Origin of the sequence: Ruegeria sp. HKCCD7255 (genome assembly GCF_013031565.1) — a bacterium.
GTDB lineage: Bacteria > Pseudomonadota > Alphaproteobacteria > Rhodobacterales > Rhodobacteraceae > Ruegeria.
The window spans coordinates 77,855-95,935 of sequence record NZ_WQAG01000008.1; the positions used below are offsets into that span (position 1 = coordinate 77,855).

Sequence of the window (18,081 nt, forward strand, 5' to 3'; positions counted from 1 at the left end):
GTGCTGACCGGCACATCCCGTGCCGATCCGCTTTGTTTTTGAGCATGCCCTGCGGCCGCGATCAAACCGGGGCGCGTCAGCCGCGCTTTAACCCGTTCATGTTCGCCACGAAATCCGCGAGCATCGGCAGGTATTTCTGCCCCTGCCCTGCAGCCTCCATGGCAGCAAGCGCGTTGCGAACATCGGCCTGCACCGGGGTCACCGCACCCACGCTATTGGCCAGATTGGCAAGGTAACGCATATCCTTATGCGCGTTGGTCACGGTGAATTTGTGAGCGTTCTCGTCGCGCTCCAACGACCACTTCATGAAGGTCTCATAAAACCCGTTCGACAAGCGGCCCGGGCGGATAACGGAATCGACCTGTTCGACGCTCAGCCCCGATTTCTCGGCAATGGCCAAGGCCTCGGAATACAAAGCGGCATAGCCCAGCGAGATGAAATTGTTGATCAGTTTCATCTTGTGGCCCAAGCCCACCTCGCCCAGATGCACAACCAGACCGGCCCAACAGTCAAGCACTGGCTTGATCTTGGCAAAGGTCTCAGGTGCGGCACCAACCATCGCATCCAGCGTTCCGGCCTCGGCCTCTTTTGGGGTGCGCCCCAAAGGCGCGTCGGCCAGGTCCATGCCCGCCTGGCGCAGCTCTTGCGCCAGTTGCAGTGTCGAGACCGGATCAGAGGTTGAACAATCGACCACAATCAGCCCCTCTTTGCCCGAAGCCAGAATACCCTCTTCTCCGCGAACCAATTGTTCGACCTGTGGGCTGCCCGAAACGCAAAGATGAAGGATGTCGCATTGCTCGGCCATCTCTTTGGCCGACGCCGCTTCGGTGGCACCACGGGACAGCAAGTCATCAACCGGCACCCGGTTGCGATGCGCCATCACCACCAGAGGATAGCCATTGGCGATGATGTTCTTGGCCATACCATGACCCATGAGGCCGACGCCAATGAAACCAATCGTGGGTTTTGTCATCTTCAAGTCCTTCTACAAAAACAGGGTCCAGAGTCTGTTTGGCTTACCTCCGGGCGCAACGCATTCACCATGCGCATGCCGGCTGTCGAGGCAAGCCGAAAGCTTAACCATCTGCCAGGTTGCCTTCTGACAGGATGACAAGCGGTCTGTCTGCTTTTTCTGCCAAACAAGCCGCCAGTCCAGCTGCGCCCGAGGGTGTGGTCGCAAGCCCCAATGTTTTGGCCTGGTCCACAGCGTCACGGGCCTGATCGTCGCTGACAGTGACCCAAGTGTCGGCACGATCCCGCAGGATATCGAAGGCCAGCATCGAGGGTGTCTTGCAATCCAGACGCCCCATGACCGAGGTGGGCCCTTTGACCGTAACCATTCTGCCCGTCTGAACACTATCCCGCAGGCAGGGCGCTGCGTCAGGCTCGACAACTATTATCTTTGGCTGAACAGCCCAAGTCGAGCGGATCATATAGGCCATCGCCGCAGCCAACCCGCCAACACCCGCTTGCAGATAGACATCACTCGGCCAGTTCCCAGACGCTTCGAAGGTTACGCACATTTCTTCAGCGATGACGGTGTAGCCTTCCATTACCAGATGTGGGGCTTGGGTGTATCCGGGCCATGACCCGTCAGCCAGGTGAATGGCGCCGCTTGTGTTCGCATCATCAATCGCCGCGGCGACGCTGGCCTCATAGTCTTGGCCGGAACGGATAACCTCGGCCCCTTTCGCGCGCAGGCGCTTGGCAAAGCTGTCGGGGACGGTGCTCGCCAGATGGATCCGGGCACTGGCTCCGAACAATTGTGCGCCTGCCGCAACGGCCATGCCATGATTGCCCGCGCTGGCGCAGACAAATGTAAGCTGCGCCGCAACGCTTTGAACGCGTTTGTCCAGAAACTCGTCGGGGTCCAGAGGGCCTTCGACACGGGCGCGGATCAACTCCGCCACCGCATAGACACCGCCAAGCGCTTTGAACGCACCCAGATTCATCCGGTGGGTTTCGTCCTTGATAAGGATCGAACGACCTTCCAGCTTATGCTTCACCAAAGGCGACGCGGTGTAGGCCGGGCAGGACTGTAACAGAGCCAAGGGCTTAGCGACGTCAAATGTCATCGGGTCTTGCATGTTTCGGCCTGACACTTTCGGTTTCAAGAGCTCTTTGGTTTTGGTCCCGCCGTGGTGGAAAAGCGAGAGGTTTTTTGCCAAAGCGCTACATAACCGGGCAGTCCGGTGGCCAAGATGCGAATTGGCGGGGTTTCCGCGCAACACGTAGTCAGGACCGCCAGGGCAGGCGTTGCCCAAGGCCAATGGGTTGGTATTTACGTGATTTGAAGGGCTTTTTGTGATAACAAGCCGGAAACGTAGTTTCATTGGTGTCACTAAAACAAAAGTCGACACATCTTACTCAGGAGGTATTTCATGGAAAAACATCAAATGATTGTCCGCGCGCCTGACGGACGCATGATTTCGATCGACAGGGATGGCATTTCGGTCAAGACCGACGTTGTTGCCGCGCAAGAGCCTCGGCAGTCTTCCACTGCGAATTCCGGCGTCATGGAGCCGCGCGCCGTCGGTGCAAAGATTGATCCAGCACAGATTGGCGCCAAGATCGACCCCGCACAATGTGGTGCCAAAATTGATCCTGCTCAGCATGGGGCAAAGATTGATCCGTCGCAGGTTGGGGCCAAGATTGATCCCGCACAGCACGGGGCGAAAATCGACCCGACACAATGCGGTGCCAAGATCGACCCTGGGCAAGTCGGAGCCAAGATTGACCCGACACAAGTCGGGGCCAAGATCGATCCGACCTCGGCGGTCTGACGACTGAGCTTATCGGGTGTTGGTCTGGATTGGGTGCCAACACCCCTTGAACGCGGATCAAAAGTCGCGCAGGGACATTAGAAAGCTTTGAACGGTCCAACGAGGGGTTGGCTTGAAACATTATCTGCGCGGCACGCACAGGATCCGCCCCCCCGCCGAGACTGTCGATCTTTTGCGCCCCCTCTTTCCGGTCTTTGGTATTACACGGATTGCTGATGTGACCGGGCTGGATCGTGTGGGGTTGCCAACGATGGTTGCGTGCCGGCCAAACTCGCGTTCGATGGCGGTTTCCCAGGGCAAAGGCGTCACGCCCGAGGCGGCGGTCGCATCGGCCGTGATGGAATCGATCGAGATTTTCCATGCCGAGCGGATCACACAACCGGTACTGCACGCCTGTTATGAAGACATCCGGTATTCGCATAACATCGTCCGGATCGACGACTTGCCTTTCAACAGCGGCAGGTCTTTTGATCCCTATGTACAGATGCTCTGGATCCAGATGCAGCGGCTGGAAGATCAAACCGGCATCTGGGCCCCTTACGAGTTGATCCACACCAACTACACCCGCCCTCTGCCCCCGGGCAGCGGGTTTTTCCTGTCCAGTTCCAATGGCTTGGCCTCTGGCAATTCGCGGGCCGAGGCAGCGACGCATGGGTTGTGCGAGGTGATCGAACGGGATGCAATAGCGCTGTGGACGCAATTGCCGTGGGATAGGCGCGATGCCCGCCGGGTGGATCAAAGCACGATCAAAGACCCGGATTTGCAGCAGATTCTGCAAAAATTCGCCGCAGCGGATATCGAACTGGCCATTTGGGATGTGACCTCGGATATCGGTGTGCCTGTCTTTCTGACCTGGGCTTGTGAACGGGGCAATATTCCCGCGCTGTTGTCGCGCCCGTCCGTTGGGGCCGGGTGCCATCCCATGCGTGAGATTGCCCTGTCGCGTGCATTGACCGAAGCCGCGCAAGAGCGATTGACGCTGATCACCGGCTCTCGGGATGACTTGCAGCAGGACTTCTACAAGGAAATGCCGTTTCGCGAATTGATAGCCCGTCCGGGGCAGTTGGATTTCACGTCGCGCCCATCTGTTCATGCGCCGACGCCCGAAGACGATTTGAGCTGGGTCCAAATCAGGCTTCAGGATGCAGGGCTGAAAGACGCCTGTTTGATCGACATCACGGCGCCTTATGTGTCTGACCATATCTCAGTGGTGCGGGTTCTGGTGCCGGGGCTGGAAGGCGCCTGCGACGATGACCGCTATACCCCCGGCGCGCGTGCCGCCTCTGCGCAGGAGCTTATGTCGTGACCGTCATCATCTTTTGCGGCCCCACCATTGGGCCAGACGATGCGCAGGCCTATCTGCACGCCGATTACCGCCCACCCGCCGCGCAGGGAGACGTGATGGCTGCGGTGGCCAGCCAGCCCCGTGCCATCGGAATAATTGACGGATATTTTCAGCTGACGCCCTCGGTTCTGCACAAGGAAATCCTGTGGGCCCTGCATCACGGTATTCACGTTTTTGGCAGCTCCAGCATGGGCGCGCTGCGCGCTGCGGAGTTGCACGGGTTCGGCATGATCGGGATTGGCCGCATCTTTGAGGGCTACCGCGACGGGCAATTGATACGAGACGATGAAGTGGCCCTGAATCACGGCCCTGCGGAACTTGGATACCCGGCCCTGTCGCAACCGCTCGTGAACATACGCGCAACGCTTGCGGCGGCGGTTCAGCAAAACAACGTCTTGCAAGCTACGGCGGACAAGCTGCTAGACCTGATGGATCAAAGCTATTTCTCGAACCGGTCCTATCGGCAGATGATTGATCTGGGCCACGACGCCGGTCTCGAGGCCGAAGGCCTCAGCGCATTAGAGGCCTGGATGGAACACGGCGCCGTGGACCTCAAGAAAAAAGATGCGATTGAAATGCTCACGCATATGCGCAGCTTCCTGGCGAGTGATCCCGAACGCTTTGTGCCCAAATTCCACCTGGAACGCACATCAATCTTTGATCAGACGCACCAATAGGGGTCGCTCACGGATAGGGCGAAATAGAAGTTTTAGACCCGCAAGGCTTGTCGGTAAGGGGAGCGGCTACCACTACAACGAAATGGCTGTTCTTACCTCCAACCGCGTTTCATTTGGTTAATACGTTGACTTTCTCAGTGCAGGGAGCGTTCTAGTACACCTGCCATTCGCTTCAACCCGCACGAACTGCCGACCTGCGGGACTTTGCTGCCATTTGATTCAAGCCATGATATGACTAGTCCGGAAGCTATCGGGGTAGGCAATTGACGGGCGAGCCGTTCTACAAAGAGCATTGGAAGAGCATCGAACCTGAGAGGATGTCTGCCTATCGGAGTGGTTTCGGTTGGGATGATGCAGCGGAACAACTCTACATTCCTGCCGACATCGCTGTTGGACAATCTGTTGCCGATTTCGGATGTGGGCCCGGTAAAGTTTCTGTGGCGCTCGCCAACAAAGTCGGAACGGGTGGACGCGTCCACGCAATCGATATCAACGCCGAGTTTCTGAACTTGGTCAAAGAGAATGCCGTTGTCGCCGGTGTCTCGGATCGAGTGAGGACCCATCTGAATGATGGCGTCTCGCTGCCATTAAGTGATGCCTCACTGGACCGCATTACGGCTCGAAACGCCATCATGTACGTTGATGATCCAGTCAACACATTGATGGAGTTTTATCGGGTGCTTCGCCCCGGAGGGCTCGCTCACGCAATCGACGGTGACTGGTACATGATGGTAGCGGAGCCCGTTGCACATCAGCCTTGGAGAGACTTTGTCGAAGCTGCCTCGCACGCTTGCCGCAATTCGGACATGGGACGAAAACTTTACGTTTCATTCGTTGAAGCTGGCTTTCAGGACGTACGCGTTTCAATCATTGCCAATGCAGATGTTGAGGGTCGGCTGCTCGGCATGATCCGCAATATGGCGCTGTACGCCAAGGAAAGTGGCACGATTGACAACGACGCTGTTGATCACGTCGTTTCACAAGTCGAGCAAGCGCATGCCGAAGGGACATACTTGGTTGTTTCGCCTCAATTCGTCGTAACCGGAAAAAAGACCGGCTGAGCCGAACTTCGGTCGAAATGGGCTCTCTGCCGACCTTCTCGGTACGTTGCCCGAATGGTCGTTCTGGTGCTGGCGTAGTGTTTCGCCCCAGCCGCAAGAGGCCCCCGATAGCCTTCATCCGGCTACATCACCGCGCCGATCTGCCAGGGCACGAATTCCACGCCGCCGAACCCAAGTTCTTCGCTTTTGGTTTTCTCGCCGGATGCAACACGGATCAGGATCTCAAGCAGTTCCTGGCCCTTCTCCTCGATGCTGACACCTTCACTCACGATATCCCCGCAGTTCAGATCCATATCGTCGGACATGCGCGCGTACATCTCGGAATTGGTTGCCAGCTTGACGCAAGGCGTGGGCTGATAGCCCGAGACGGATCCGCGCCCGGTGGTGAAGACAACCAGATTGGCCCCCGAAGCCACCTGCCCGGTGACCGAGCAGGGATCAAATCCTGGGCTGTCCATGAATACAAAGCCATTCTTGTCGACCTTTTCGGCAAACGTGTAGACACCACGCAACGGTGCAGTACCGCCCTTTGCAACAGCACCAAGGGATTTTTCAAGGATGGTCGTCAACCCGCCGCGCTTGTTTCCGGGGCTGGGATTGTTGTCCATCTCGCCTCCGTTGCGTGCGGTATAGTCCTCCCACCACGCGATGCGTTCGATCAGCTTCTCACCCACTTCGACGGTTTCAGCCCGCCGGGTCAGCAGATGCTCGGCCCCGTAGATTTCAGGCGTTTCCGACAGGATCGTGGTGCCACCCTGTTGAACCAACAGGTCCGAGGCATATCCGAGTGCGGGGTTTGCGGTGATCCCCGAATACCCGTCTGAGCCGCCGCATTGCATTCCAACGGTAATGGCGCTGAGCGGTGCCGGAGCGCGTTCGGCCTGATTGGCCAGCTCGGCAATGCCACGCAACTCGTCCAAACCGCGCTCAATCGTACGTCGCGTCCCGCCTTCGTTCTGGATGGTCATGTAACGAAGCGCGCCATCATGGCGGATTGGGCGACCTCCGACCAAATCCGCCACTTGCATCACTTCGCAGCCCAACCCGATCAGCAGAATTCCCCCGAAGTTCGGATGCTGCGCATAACCTGCAAGGGTGCGGAACAGCGTGTCGTATTCTTCACCCTTGGCCGACAACCCGCATCCTGTGCCATGCACAATGGGAACCACTCCATCCACGTTCGGGAAAGCGCCCAGCAAACCGGATTTTTCAGCCGCTTCTGCGACGAACCGCGCGACCGAGCCGGAGCAGTTCACCGTCGTCAGTATGCCGATATAGTTCCGCGTCCCAACCCGGCCATCGGACCTGTGATAGCCGTTGAAGGTTCGGTTTTCCGCACGCGCAGGCAAAGGTGTGTTTGCGCTGGCATGGGCATAGTCCTGTTGGTGTGCGCCCATGCCCAGATTGTGAACATGCACATGCTCGCCCGGGGCGATGTCGCGTTTGGCCTGACCAATGATTTGACCATAACGGATCACGTTTTCACCCGCGCCGATTGCGGCCACCGCGATTTTGTGACCGCGCGAAATCGACGAGGCCAACGGAACAGGCACATTTTCAGGCTCAGCGCCCGCAGGAAGATCTCGCAGGGCGATCACTACGTTGTCCTCAGGGTTCAGCGTAATCACGTCATGAGTGGTCGCGGCAGTGTCTGTTTGCATTCTCTTCCCAACTTTTCGCGCATATTTCCGGCTGTTGATTCAATTCTTGCTAACTAACATGTTAGAATGATAAGTGAAAGCGAATGAGTGACCATCACGACATTGACGCAGGTCTATTGCCTGAAATAACCGCGATCCAAGGGTCACTGACCCAGCAGGTCCATCACGTGATGAAACAGGCTATACTGGCATTGGACTTTCCTCCTGGGGTGAGTTTGCGCAAGGCGCCCATTTGCGAAAGGCTTGGTGTTTCACGCGCACCCGTATCCGAAGCCATTGCTCGTCTTGCAGCAGAAGGCCTGGTCGATGTGGTGCCGCAATCAGGTACGCGGGTTTCCTACTTTTCGATGGACGAAATCCGTGAAGGCGCTTTCTTGCGCGAAGCGCTCGAGCTTGCGACGGTTGCGAAAGTCGCGCGCGACCTGACCGAAGATCAGCGCAGGTTGCTCAACCGGAATTTGCGATTGCAAGAGGTGTTGATCGAGGATGGTGATAGCGTTGGCTTCTACCAGGCAGACGAAGAGTTCCACGACCTTTTGATGGAGTTTACAGGATATCGCCGTCTTTCTGAGGTGGCTCAAACGGTCTCACTGCAAGTCAGTCGTGCGCGAATGCTTATCCTTCCGACACCTGGCCGTGCTGCCGAAACGCTTGTGGAACACCGTGCCATCTTTGATGCAATTTGCCAGCGCGATGAGCGTGCCGCGCAGGATGCCATGCGACACCATCTTGGCCAGCTTTTGCCGCGCATAGAGCTGTTAGAAGACCACAAACAAGAGCTTTTCAAACCAACAACGCGCAGAACACACTCGGCAGAATGAGCTTGCTTTCAACAATGCCACCGCTCAGCAGTATCAGAGTTATCGTTCCCGAATTGCACGTCGAACAGGCTGCATCAACCCAATCGAGTTCTGTGCAATCTGTCCTGCCCGCCTGAAATCATACCTGCCAAAGGAGAATACCAATGCTGCATAACATCGATCCGATCCTTTCACCCGATTTGCTGCATTCTCTGCGTGCGATGGGACACGGTGACGAGATTGTCATAGTGGACGCCAATTTTCCCGGCTCAAGCAGCGGGCCAAAGTGTATCCGCGCCGATGGGTCGACTGCGAGTGAGGTTTTGAAGGCGGTTCTTTCACTCATGCCGCTAGACACGTTCGTACCCGACCCGGCCCTTACGATGGAAGTGGTTGGTGAGCCCGAAACGATCCCCGAGGCCGTTGCAGATTTTCAGGCCATCATCAATGAGGCCGCTGACAATCCAGCACAGATTCAGACCCTAGAACGTTTTGCCTTTTATGACCGCGCGGCTCAGGCCTATGCCATTGTTCAAACTGGCGAGCGCAGGTTCTATGGCAATATCATTCTCAAAAAAGGGGTGATCGGCTAACGGCCGGGCCACTATTTGCAAACCGCTTCTTCTGTTGGTCATAGGTACTGGACCTGCTCAAAGGAGTTCGCAAGACCAACAGATCTGAACTTGAAATCAGTGGTGTACGCGTTAACCAATTGAAATCTGCAATGCGTCTTTTGTGACGCGTTCGCGTATCAAATACCGCCTTTGCTAAGAAAGAAACGTCATGCTGACCGGAAAACACCTCATCTCAGGCGAATGGATTGGAAGTACCGCACAGTTTTCGTCCGCTCCTGCACATGGACCCAGCCATGATTTTGCGGTAGGAACCGCAGCGCAAGTTGATGCGGCCGTGCAAGCCGCTGACGAAGCGTTTCTTGCCTTCGGTTGGTCCAGCCGCGCAGAGCGTGCCACCTTGTTGCGTCAGATCGCAGATGAGATTGACGCGCGCGGCGAAGTGCTAACCGAAATAGGAACTCAGGAAACCGGTTTGCCCGAGGCAAGGTTGCAGGGCGAACGAGCCCGCACAACCGGCCAATTGCGCCTGTTCGCCGATCATATCGAGCAAGGTGACTATCTGGACGAACGCCACGATCCCGCGTTGCCCGACCGAGCGCCGATGCCCCGGCCCGATTTGCGCATGATCCAACGCCCGTTGGGGCCGGTTGCCGTTTTTGGTGCGTCAAACTTTCCACTGGCTTTCTCGGTCGCAGGCGGTGACACGGCGGCGGCCTTGGCGGCAGGCTGCCCTGTTGTCGTCAAAGGTCATCCGGCCCATCCCGGTACTGGTGAGATTGTTGCGCAAGCGATTGACGCGGCGCTGAAGGCCACGGGCACACATCCGGGTGTGTTTTCCTTGATCCAAAGTGACGGCATCGAAGTGGGGACTGCGCTTGTGAAACATCCGCTGATCCGCGCCGTGGGGTTCACAGGATCGCTAAGAGCGGGGCGCGCCTTGTTTGACCTTTGCGCCGCAAGGCCGGAACCGATCCCTTTCTTCGGGGAGTTGGGTTCGATCAATCCCATGTTCATCCTACCGCATGCCGCTGCAGCACGGGGGGACGCGATCGCTGAAGGGTGGGCAGGATCGCTGACCATGGGGGCGGGCCAATTCTGTACAAACCCGGGTATTGCACTGATCCTGGAGGGCCCTGACGCGGACGCCTTTCAGACCAAAGCGCAGAATGCGCTGTCAAAAGTCGCTAATCAAACGATGCTGACCGACGGTATCGCAAGCTCTTACCGCGCAGGGGTCGAACGCGTCGCCACCACCGCTGGTGTTCAACAGATCATTGGCACGCCTTGCGAGACGCGCGAAGCAGCACCCTATCTGTTCACCGTATCTTGTGATGACTGGCTGGCTGATCCTGAGCTGCAAGAGGAGGTTTTTGGGCCGCTCGGCATCGTTGTTCGGGTCCGGGATTTCGACCAGATGCTGCGGGTCGCAAACACAATCAAAGGCCAACTGACCTGTAGCCTGCAGTTCGACGATCAGGATCTGAACCGCGCGCAATCACTGCTGCCCATCCTCGAGCGTAAGGCGGGGCGGCTTTTGGCCAACGGCTTCCCAACCGGGGTCGAGGTCTGTGACAGCATGGTGCATGGTGGCCCCTATCCTGCGTCAACCAATTTTGGGGCGACATCGGTCGGGACGTTGTCCATCCGCAGGTTCCTGCGCCCGGTCTGCTATCAAAACATCCCCACAGACCTGCTGCCCCAGCGATAAGAACGGGCCGCGATCTGGTTCGAGCAGAGCCACCGCGTTTCAGATTTGAACGCGGTCCGGCCCCGACGCGGGCCTGATCTTCGAGCGGCTGATATAACGTGGAAACACACACATGACCTTTTGGATGTGTGTGTAACGGGCTTTCGGGCCCGACAAGCTCGAGCGCTATCGCCCGCAAAACGCTTGGGTGGATAACCGTGCGTTTCTGAAACATTTTCTGCGGAATGTACCTGTTTCGGGGCTCTTTCTCACGAAACGATCCCGAACCAGAAACAAGTCTGTGATAAGAGTTGCGCAAGTCTGGCAGGACTTCGGTGATGCGAATAACTAGAGACCACTGGTCGCGGTCGTGCCGCTTATAGGAGCACAATTCTCATGTCTCAGGTATCCGATTTCGTTCTCACATTGTTGCAAGTTCTGAGCTACACTTTCATCTTTGCGGTCGGGATCGCCTTTTTGTGGATTGTGGTCACGTATTTCCGCGACAAGACCCAAACCGAAAGCACCTTGCGGCGGAACTATCCTGTTGTGGCGCGGTTTCGGTACTTCTTTGAACATATGGGAGAGTTCTTTCGACAGTATTTCTTTGCACAAGACCGCGAAGAGATGCCGTTCAACCGGGCCGAACGGTCATGGGTCTATCGGGCTGCCAAGAACGTGGATTCGACCGTCGCCTTTGGCTCGACCCGTGATCTGAGACCGACCGGCACTGTCTATTTCGTGAACTGCCCTTTTCCAACGCTGGAACAGGATGCACAACCGCCATCCATGGTGACCGTTGGTCCCTATGCCCGGCAGCCTTATACCACGGATTCCATCTTCAATATTTCCGGAATGAGCTTTGGGGCAATCTCGGTACCGGCTGTGCGCGCTTTGTCGGAAGGGGCCAAAAAGGCAGGCATCTGGATCAACACCGGCGAAGGCGGGCTGTCACCTTATCATCTGGAAAGCGGCGCCGACATCGTGTTCCAGATCGGAACCGGCAAATTCGGTGTGCGCAAACCCGAAGGCGGGTTTGACGAGGACCGCCTGCGGGTTGTTGCGGCCCATGACGCGGTCAAGATGTTCGAGATCAAGCTGAGCCAGGGGGCCAAGCCCGGCAAGGGCGGCATTCTGCCCGGGGCGAAGGTCACCGAGGAAATCGCCGAAATCCGCGGTTTGAAAGCGGGTGAAGACGCGATCAGCCCGAACCGGCACCCCGAAATTGACAGCGTCAGCGATCTGCTCGACATGATTGCCTATGTGCGCGACGTGACGGGCAAGCCGGTGGGCTTCAAGGCGGTGATCGGCGCATATGGGTTCTTTGATACACTCTGCGCTGAAATTCTGGCCCGAGGCCCTGAAAGCGCACCGGATTTTGTCACCATAGACAGCGCGGATGGCGGTACGGGTGCTGCCCCGATGAGCTTGATTGACAACATGGGGATGCCGCTGCGGGAAAGCCTGCCCCTGGTGGTGGATGTTTTGAAAAAGCACGGTTTGCGCGACCGCATTAAGGTTTGTGCCAGCGGCAAGATGATCAACCCCTCCGAGGTGGCCTGGGCCTTTTGTGCCGGTGCAGATTTCGTGAACTCGGCCCGGGGGTTCATGTTTGCACTTGGCTGCATTCAAGCCCTTCAATGCAACAAAAACACTTGTCCCACTGGCATCACCACTCATGATCCCAAACTGCAATTCGGTCTCGATCCCACCAGCAAATCCGAGCGTGTTGCCTCTTATGCCAACAACATGAAGAAAGAGGTCGGTATCATCGCCCATAGCTGCGGAGTTTCGGAACCAAGACAATTGAAACGCTATCACGCGCGCATCGTGCTGGATAACGGGCGTTCCGTGTCGATGGACGAACTTTATCCAGAGCCCGAGATCATGCACGCCGCTGAGTGAACCACGTCAGAACTATCCCCACGATCAAACCTCGAGAAACCGGAGGCCCAAATGGCTGACACGCAGACTTTGACCCCCACAAAAGCGTCGGACCTTTTGGTTGCCGCGCTTGAAGCAGAAGGTGTGGAATATATCTTTGCCGTTCCGGGTGAAGAAAACCTGGACGTGCTGGAATCTTTGCGGACGTCTTCGATTGAACTGGTACTGACCCGGCATGAACAAGGCGCGGCCTTTATGGCCGCCACCTATGGGCGTTTGACTGGCAAGGCGGGCGTATGCATGGCGACGCTTGGCCCGGGCGCCACCAATTTCGCCACTCCAGCGGCCTATGCGCATCTGGGCGGTATGCCTCTGATCATGATCACCGGGCAAAAACCCATCAAGAAATCCAAACAGGGCCAGTTTCAGATCGTAGACGTGGTTGGCCTGTTTGATCCGATCTGCAAAATGTCCAAACAGATCGTGCATGGCAACACGATCCCGTCGCTGATCCGCGAAGCCTTCCGCATTGCCGAAGAGGAACGCCCCGGTGCGGTTCTGCTGGAACTGCCCGAAGACATCGCAGCCGAAGAAACCGACGCAACCGTTCTGCAACCGCACCCCCGTCATTATGCGGTGGCCTCGGATGAGGTGTTGAACCAAGCCGCCGAGATGATCCGCGCGGCAAAGATGCCCCTGCTGCTGCTGGGGGCCGGTGCCAATCGCAAAGACGCGCGCTCGGCGCTCAGCGACTTTGCCGATGCCACGCAGATCCCGTTCTTTAACACCCAGATGGGCAAAGGGGTCATCGACGAACGCTCGGACCTGTTTCTGGGGACGGCGGCGCTGTCGGATGGCGACTATCTGCATTGCGCCATCGACCGGGCGGATCTGATCATCAATGTCGGCCATGACGTGGTGGAAAAACCACCCTTTTTCATGGAAGAAGACGGCCGCCAGAAGGTGATCCATGTGAACTATAAGGCAGCGCAGGTCGATCAGGTCTATTTCCCGCAGCTTGAGGTCGTCGGCGATCTGGCGAAATCGATCACGCGGCTGAATACGATCATTGGCGGCAAGGTCGAATTTGACCGCGACTATTTTGAACGCATCAAGCAAGAGACAGAAAAGCACACGTCCGAAGGTTCTGACGACCCACGCTTTCCGATCATCCCGCAACGGCTGGTGGCCGATACACGCAAGGTCATGGACGATTGCGATATCATCGCGTTGGACAACGGCATCTACAAGATCTGGTACGCAAGGAACTACAAAGCCTATCAGCCCAACACCGTGTTGCTGGACAACGCATTGGCCACGATGGGGGCGGGCCTGCCCTCTGCCATGATGGCGGCGAAGCTGCATCCCAAGCGCCGGGTCATGGCCATCTGCGGAGATGGTGGCTTCATGATGAACAGCCAAGAGATTGAGACAGCTGTGCGGCTGGGTCTGAACCTTGTGGTTACCGTGCTGAATGACAGCTCTTACGGGATGATCCGCTGGAAGCAGTCGCATGCAGGCTTTGATGATTGGGGGCTAGAGTTCAACAACCCCGATTTTGTCCAATACGCCAACAGCTATGGTGCCACGGGCCACCGCGTCACCAGAACCGAAGATCTTGTGCCCACATTCGAGGCCGCGTTCAACGCGGGCGGTGTGCATCTGATCGACGTGCCGGTGGATTACAGCGAAAACCAACGTGTTCTGATCGAAGAGCTTGCGGCAAAGGCCTGCCTGATATGAGCCAGACCATCGACGTCGTAAACCCTTACAGCCTGGACCCGATTGGAACGGTTGAGACAAGTACGAGGCCTCAGATCGATCAGATGCTGGGTACGGCCCACGCGCTGTTTCGCAATCGCGAAGAATGGCTGCCTGCCCATCAGCGCATTGCCATCCTGCGAAATACCGCGCGCTTGATGGAGGCCCGGTTTGACAAGCTGGCCCATCTGATCGCCAGCGAGGGCGGCAAGCCCCTGGTCGATGCCCGGGTCGAGGTTGCAAGGGCCATCGATGGGGTCGAACTGTGCGTGCATGAGATCGGCCAGATGTCGGGCAAAGAGATCCCCATGGATCTGACCGAGGCCGGGGCCGGACGCATCGCCTTTACCCAGCGCGAACCCATTGGTGTCGTGGTGGCGGCCAGCGCGTTCAACCACCCGTTGAACCTGATCGTGCATCAGGTGGCACCCGCCGTGGCAACCGGCTGTCCAGTGGTCGTGAAACCCGCCATGGACACGCCACTGTCGTGTCTGGAATTCGTGGCCATGTTGCACGAGGCCGGGCTGCCAACGGATTGGTGCCGCGCTGTGGTGTGCGACAATGAAACCGCGGAAAAGATGATCACCGATGCGCGGGTTGGGTTTTTCTCATTCATCGGCTCTGCGCGGGTGGGCTGGATGTTGCGATCAAAATTGGCCCCAGGCACGCGCTGCGCTTTGGAACACGGCGGTGCCGCACCGGTGATTGTGGCCGAAGATGCCGATATCGACGCGATGATCCCGGCGCTTTCGAAAGGTGGGTTTTACCATTCGGGCCAGGTCTGTGTCTCGGTCCAGCGGGTCTTTGCGCAGGCAGGGCAAGCCGAAGTGATTGCCCAAAAGCTGGCCGCGGCGGCTGAGGGCCTGACCGTCGGGGACGCTACCAACCCCAACACAGATTGTGGCCCACTGATCCGACCGGCCGAGGTCGACCGCGTCGAGGATTGGGTGCAAGAGGCGCTGGATGGCGGTGCCAGGCTGATAACCGGTGGCAAACGGCTGGGCAAAACCACCTATGCGCCAACCGTTCTGCTGGATCCGCCTGCTGATACCCGAGTTTCACAGATGGAGGTCTTTGGCCCTGTGATCTGTGTCTACAGCTGCGACAGCATGGATCAAGCCATTGCCGCCGCCAACAGCCTGCCGGTCGCCTTTCAGGCTGCGGTGTTCACCAAATCGCTCGACACCGCAATGCAGGCGGTTCAGCGGCTGGACGCCACAGCGGTTATGGTCCCGCCTTTCGCGTCGACTGGATGCCCTTCGCCGGACGCCGGCAATCGGGCTATAACACCGGTGGGATCGGCTATACGATGCATGACATGACCCAGGACAAGATGGCCGTCATCAAGCTGTAACTGCCAAAACACATGTGCTAGATTTCAAACAGCCTGACTGTCCGCAGTCGGGCCATTCCACTATGCAAACTCTTTTCAGACAGTAGAAGCTCGTGCATTGGCGAGGGGAAATGAAACGCGTCATGATCGTTGGACAACCGGGCGCTGGTAAGTCAACGCTTGCGCGCGCCCTTGGGGAACGAACCGGATTGCCCGTTGTCCATATTGACCTGATCCATTGGAAACCGGGCTGGGTTGAGCGGGTCAGGGACGAAAAGACCAGGCTTTGCAACGAAGTCCACGCGCGCGAGGAATGGATATTCGAAGGCGGGCATTCGACCACATGGCCTCAGCGGTTGGAGCGATGTGACACTTTGATCTGGCTGGATTTTCCGCTGCTGGTGCGGACCTGGCGCGTATTCAAACGATCGGCAAAGGATTACGGGCGCAGCCGAATAGACCTGCCCGAAAACTGCCCTGAACAATTCGACCCAGAATTCTATCGCTTTATATGGCGAACCCGAAAAAGGGCGCGGCAAAACATCCTGAACCTGTTCGAACACGCTCCCTCAACAAAGAGAAAGGTAAAGCTTTCAAGCACATCAGAAATTGCAGAGTTTCTGGATGAATTCCGATGACGCGGCTCCGTACCACCCTGTCAGCCAGCTTAGTTGGTCAGGCTCAGCATAATCTCGATATCCCGGCGGCTTAAATCCTTCAGCAAGTCTTTTTCGGCCGCCAACAGGCCCGTCCCGGCCTGAATATGCTGCTCCAACAGTAACGCGATCTGGCTGGTGGAGTGATAATAGAGATCCCCATGGCTGCGGCTCAGCTCGACCACCATCCGGTCCAACAGTTGTTTCTGGCGTTCTGACACCAGATCTTTGCGCTTGTCCTCAAGCATGGGCCCGCCCTTTTCCTTGTCTCTGGCCTTACAGATAGCGCTGGCCGCGCGCGGGCACAGGGCTAGATCAAGCAGACGCAACACAGGGCGACATTCGGCGCATGCAAGTGGTCTGGTTCAAACGGGATTTACGTGTTCAGGACAATGCGGCATTGACGCAAGCCACGCGTCAAGGGCCGGTTCTGCCGCTTTACGTGGTCGAGCCCGCGCTGTGGCAGCAACCGGATATGTCAGCTCGGCATTGGGCGTTCATCGCCGAGACATTGGCAGAGTTGCGAGCGGATCTGGGTCGCCTTGGGCAGCCCTTGATCATTCGATTTGGCGACGTGGTGCAGGTCTTGGCCGAGTTGTACGAGGCAAAGAAGCTCTCAGCCCTTTGGTTCCATGAAGAAACCGGCAATGACTGGACATTTCAGCGCGACAGGGCCGTGTTGGACTGGTGCCGCGCGAATGGTGTGCCCTGGCATGAGTTGCAAAACCATGGGGTGATCCGACGCCTGGCAAAGCGGGAGGGTTGGGCCACCCGTTGGGACGGGTTCATGGCGCAGCCGCAGGCCTTGGCCCCTTCGTTATCTGCGCTTGATTTGGGTCTTGATCGGATACCCACCCCGGGTGATCTGGGGCTTGGCCCCGACCCGTGCCCTGAACGGCAACCGGGCGGGCGACGCGCAGGGCTTGCGCTTTTGCAATCGTTCCTTGAGCAGCGCGGCAAGACGTATCAGCGCGCCATGTCGTCTCCGCTGGACGGTGCGCAGGCCTGTTCGCGCCTGTCGCCCTATCTGGCCTGGGGCGCGTTATCGATGCGCGAGGTGTCGCAGGCCACCGACCACCGGCGGCGCGGCTTGCTGCCGGGTGAAACAGCTTGGCGTAAATCGCTGCGGTCCTTCTCGGGGCGTCTGCACTGGCATTGCCATTTCATCCAAAAGCTCGAAGACGACCCGCGCATAGAATTTGAAAACCTGCACCCGGCCTATGACGGTCTGCGCCCGATCGAGCCGCACTCTGACCGGTTGCACGCTTGGGCCTACGGGCAGACGGGCTATCCGTTCCTTGATGCCTGTATGCGATCACTGCGGGCCACGGGATGGCTGAATTTCAGAATGCGCGCGATGGTCATGGCGACGGCCAGCTATCACCTCTGGCTTCACTGGCGCGCGCCGGGGTTGGAACTGGCACGGCTCTTTACCGATTACGAACCGGGCATCCATTGGAACCAGGTTCAGATGCAATCGGGTACAACCGGGATCAACGCGGTGCGGATCTATAACCCGGTCAAACAGGGCAAAGACCAAGACCCCACCGGTGCGTTCACGCGTCACTGGCTGCCGGAACTGAAAGACATCGCCGATCCATACCTGCAAGAACCGTGGCTGGCCCCCAACGGGGACGCTGTGCTTGGCAAGACCTATCCCGAACGCATCTTTGATCACGTATCGGCTGCAAAACAGGCGCGCGACCGGATCTGGGCCATTCGGCGAGATCCCGATTTCCGATCCGGCGCGGCGCGGATTCTGGCCAAACATGGCAGTCGTAAGAAGAGGCGCCGCAAGCGGACGGCGCCAGATCATCCTGCCCAGCTTAGCCTGCCATTGGGGGATTGAGCCGTGCGG

Annotated in this window: 16 protein-coding genes; 12 read left to right on the forward strand and 4 right to left on the reverse strand. The window is 57.8% G+C overall.

What is annotated here, in order from left to right; translation table 11 throughout:
- Window positions 1–76 precede the first annotated feature (76 nt).
- Together GOX45_RS15130 and GOX45_RS15135 are read right to left on the reverse strand one after the other, a co-directional pair.
- Window positions 77–973: an NAD(P)-dependent oxidoreductase gene (locus GOX45_RS15130; protein WP_171101991.1), complete on the reverse strand. Its 897-nt coding sequence runs from the start codon at window positions 971–973 to the stop codon at window positions 77–79.
- 103 nt (window positions 974–1,076) lie between these two features.
- Complete coding sequence (locus tag GOX45_RS15135; protein WP_171101992.1) at window positions 1,077–2,087, reverse strand: pyridoxal-phosphate dependent enzyme; 1,011 nt, start codon at window positions 2,085–2,087, stop codon at window positions 1,077–1,079.
- 294 nt (window positions 2,088–2,381) lie between these two features.
- Here GOX45_RS15135 and GOX45_RS15140 point away from each other — a divergent pair, with 294 nt between their 5' ends.
- The 4 genes from GOX45_RS15140 (at window position 2,382) to GOX45_RS15155 (ending at window position 5,866) form a co-directional block, all read left to right on the forward strand.
- Complete coding sequence (locus GOX45_RS15140; protein ID WP_171101993.1) at window positions 2,382–2,783, forward strand: DUF4573 domain-containing protein; 402 nt, start codon at window positions 2,382–2,384, stop codon at window positions 2,781–2,783.
- A 112-nt stretch (window positions 2,784–2,895) separates the two neighbouring features.
- Entirely contained in the window at window positions 2,896–4,089 is a 1,194-nt protein-coding gene (locus GOX45_RS15145) for a YcaO-like family protein (protein ID WP_171101994.1), read from the forward strand.
- On the forward strand, window positions 4,086–4,805 hold the full coding sequence (locus GOX45_RS15150) for a TfuA-like protein (protein WP_217350474.1): 720 nt from the start codon (window positions 4,086–4,088) through the stop codon (window positions 4,803–4,805). The genes GOX45_RS15145 and GOX45_RS15150 overlap by 4 nt, the downstream gene beginning before the upstream one ends.
- Before the next feature lie 263 nt (window positions 4,806–5,068).
- Window positions 5,069–5,866: a methyltransferase domain-containing protein gene (locus GOX45_RS15155; RefSeq protein ID WP_171101995.1), complete on the forward strand. Its 798-nt coding sequence runs from the start codon at window positions 5,069–5,071 to the stop codon at window positions 5,864–5,866.
- 122 nt (window positions 5,867–5,988) lie between these two features.
- Here GOX45_RS15155 and GOX45_RS15160 read toward each other — a convergent pair whose 3' ends face one another.
- Window positions 5,989–7,527, reverse strand: a complete 1,539-nt coding sequence (locus tag GOX45_RS15160) for a UxaA family hydrolase (protein WP_171101996.1) — start codon at window positions 7,525–7,527, stop codon at window positions 5,989–5,991.
- Between the two features lie 83 nt (window positions 7,528–7,610).
- Here GOX45_RS15160 and GOX45_RS15165 point away from each other — a divergent pair, with 83 nt between their 5' ends.
- The 7 genes from GOX45_RS15165 (at window position 7,611) to GOX45_RS15195 (ending at window position 16,205) form a co-directional block, all read left to right on the forward strand.
- Complete coding sequence (locus GOX45_RS15165; protein ID WP_171101997.1) at window positions 7,611–8,348, forward strand: GntR family transcriptional regulator; 738 nt, start codon at window positions 7,611–7,613, stop codon at window positions 8,346–8,348.
- Window positions 8,349–8,491: 143 nt separating this feature from the next.
- Window positions 8,492–8,920 carry an RbsD/FucU family protein gene (locus tag GOX45_RS15170; RefSeq protein ID WP_171101998.1) on the forward strand — a complete coding sequence of 143 codons (429 nt, stop codon included), beginning with the start codon at window positions 8,492–8,494 and terminating at the stop codon, window positions 8,918–8,920.
- A 190-nt stretch (window positions 8,921–9,110) separates the two neighbouring features.
- A complete protein-coding gene (locus GOX45_RS15175) occupies window positions 9,111–10,610 on the forward strand; it encodes an aldehyde dehydrogenase (NADP(+)) (RefSeq protein WP_171101999.1) in 1,500 nt (499 codons plus the stop codon).
- A 375-nt stretch (window positions 10,611–10,985) separates the two neighbouring features.
- Window positions 10,986–12,494, forward strand: coding sequence for an FMN-binding glutamate synthase family protein (locus GOX45_RS15180; RefSeq protein WP_171102000.1), 1,509 nt, complete (start codon window positions 10,986–10,988; stop codon window positions 12,492–12,494).
- Window positions 12,495–12,545: 51 nt separating this feature from the next.
- Window positions 12,546–14,216 (forward strand): acetolactate synthase large subunit, encoded by a 1,671-nt coding sequence (locus tag GOX45_RS15185; protein WP_171102001.1) that lies wholly within the window; start codon window positions 12,546–12,548, stop codon window positions 14,214–14,216.
- Entirely contained in the window at window positions 14,213–15,556 is a 1,344-nt protein-coding gene (locus GOX45_RS15190) for an aldehyde dehydrogenase family protein (protein WP_254446037.1), read from the forward strand. Before GOX45_RS15185 ends, GOX45_RS15190 begins: the two co-directional genes overlap by 4 nt.
- Before the next feature lie 142 nt (window positions 15,557–15,698).
- On the forward strand, window positions 15,699–16,205 hold the full coding sequence (locus GOX45_RS15195) for an AAA family ATPase (protein ID WP_171102002.1): 507 nt from the start codon (window positions 15,699–15,701) through the stop codon (window positions 16,203–16,205).
- A 29-nt stretch (window positions 16,206–16,234) separates the two neighbouring features.
- Here GOX45_RS15195 and GOX45_RS15200 read toward each other — a convergent pair whose 3' ends face one another.
- Window positions 16,235–16,471 (reverse strand): hypothetical protein, encoded by a 237-nt coding sequence (locus tag GOX45_RS15200; RefSeq protein ID WP_171102003.1) that lies wholly within the window; start codon window positions 16,469–16,471, stop codon window positions 16,235–16,237.
- Window positions 16,472–16,572: 101 nt separating this feature from the next.
- On the opposite strand from GOX45_RS15200, the gene GOX45_RS15205 reads away from it, so the two are divergent.
- Complete coding sequence (locus GOX45_RS15205; protein ID WP_171102004.1) at window positions 16,573–18,072, forward strand: deoxyribodipyrimidine photo-lyase; 1,500 nt, start codon at window positions 16,573–16,575, stop codon at window positions 18,070–18,072.
- Window positions 18,073–18,081: the final 9 nt, after the last annotated feature.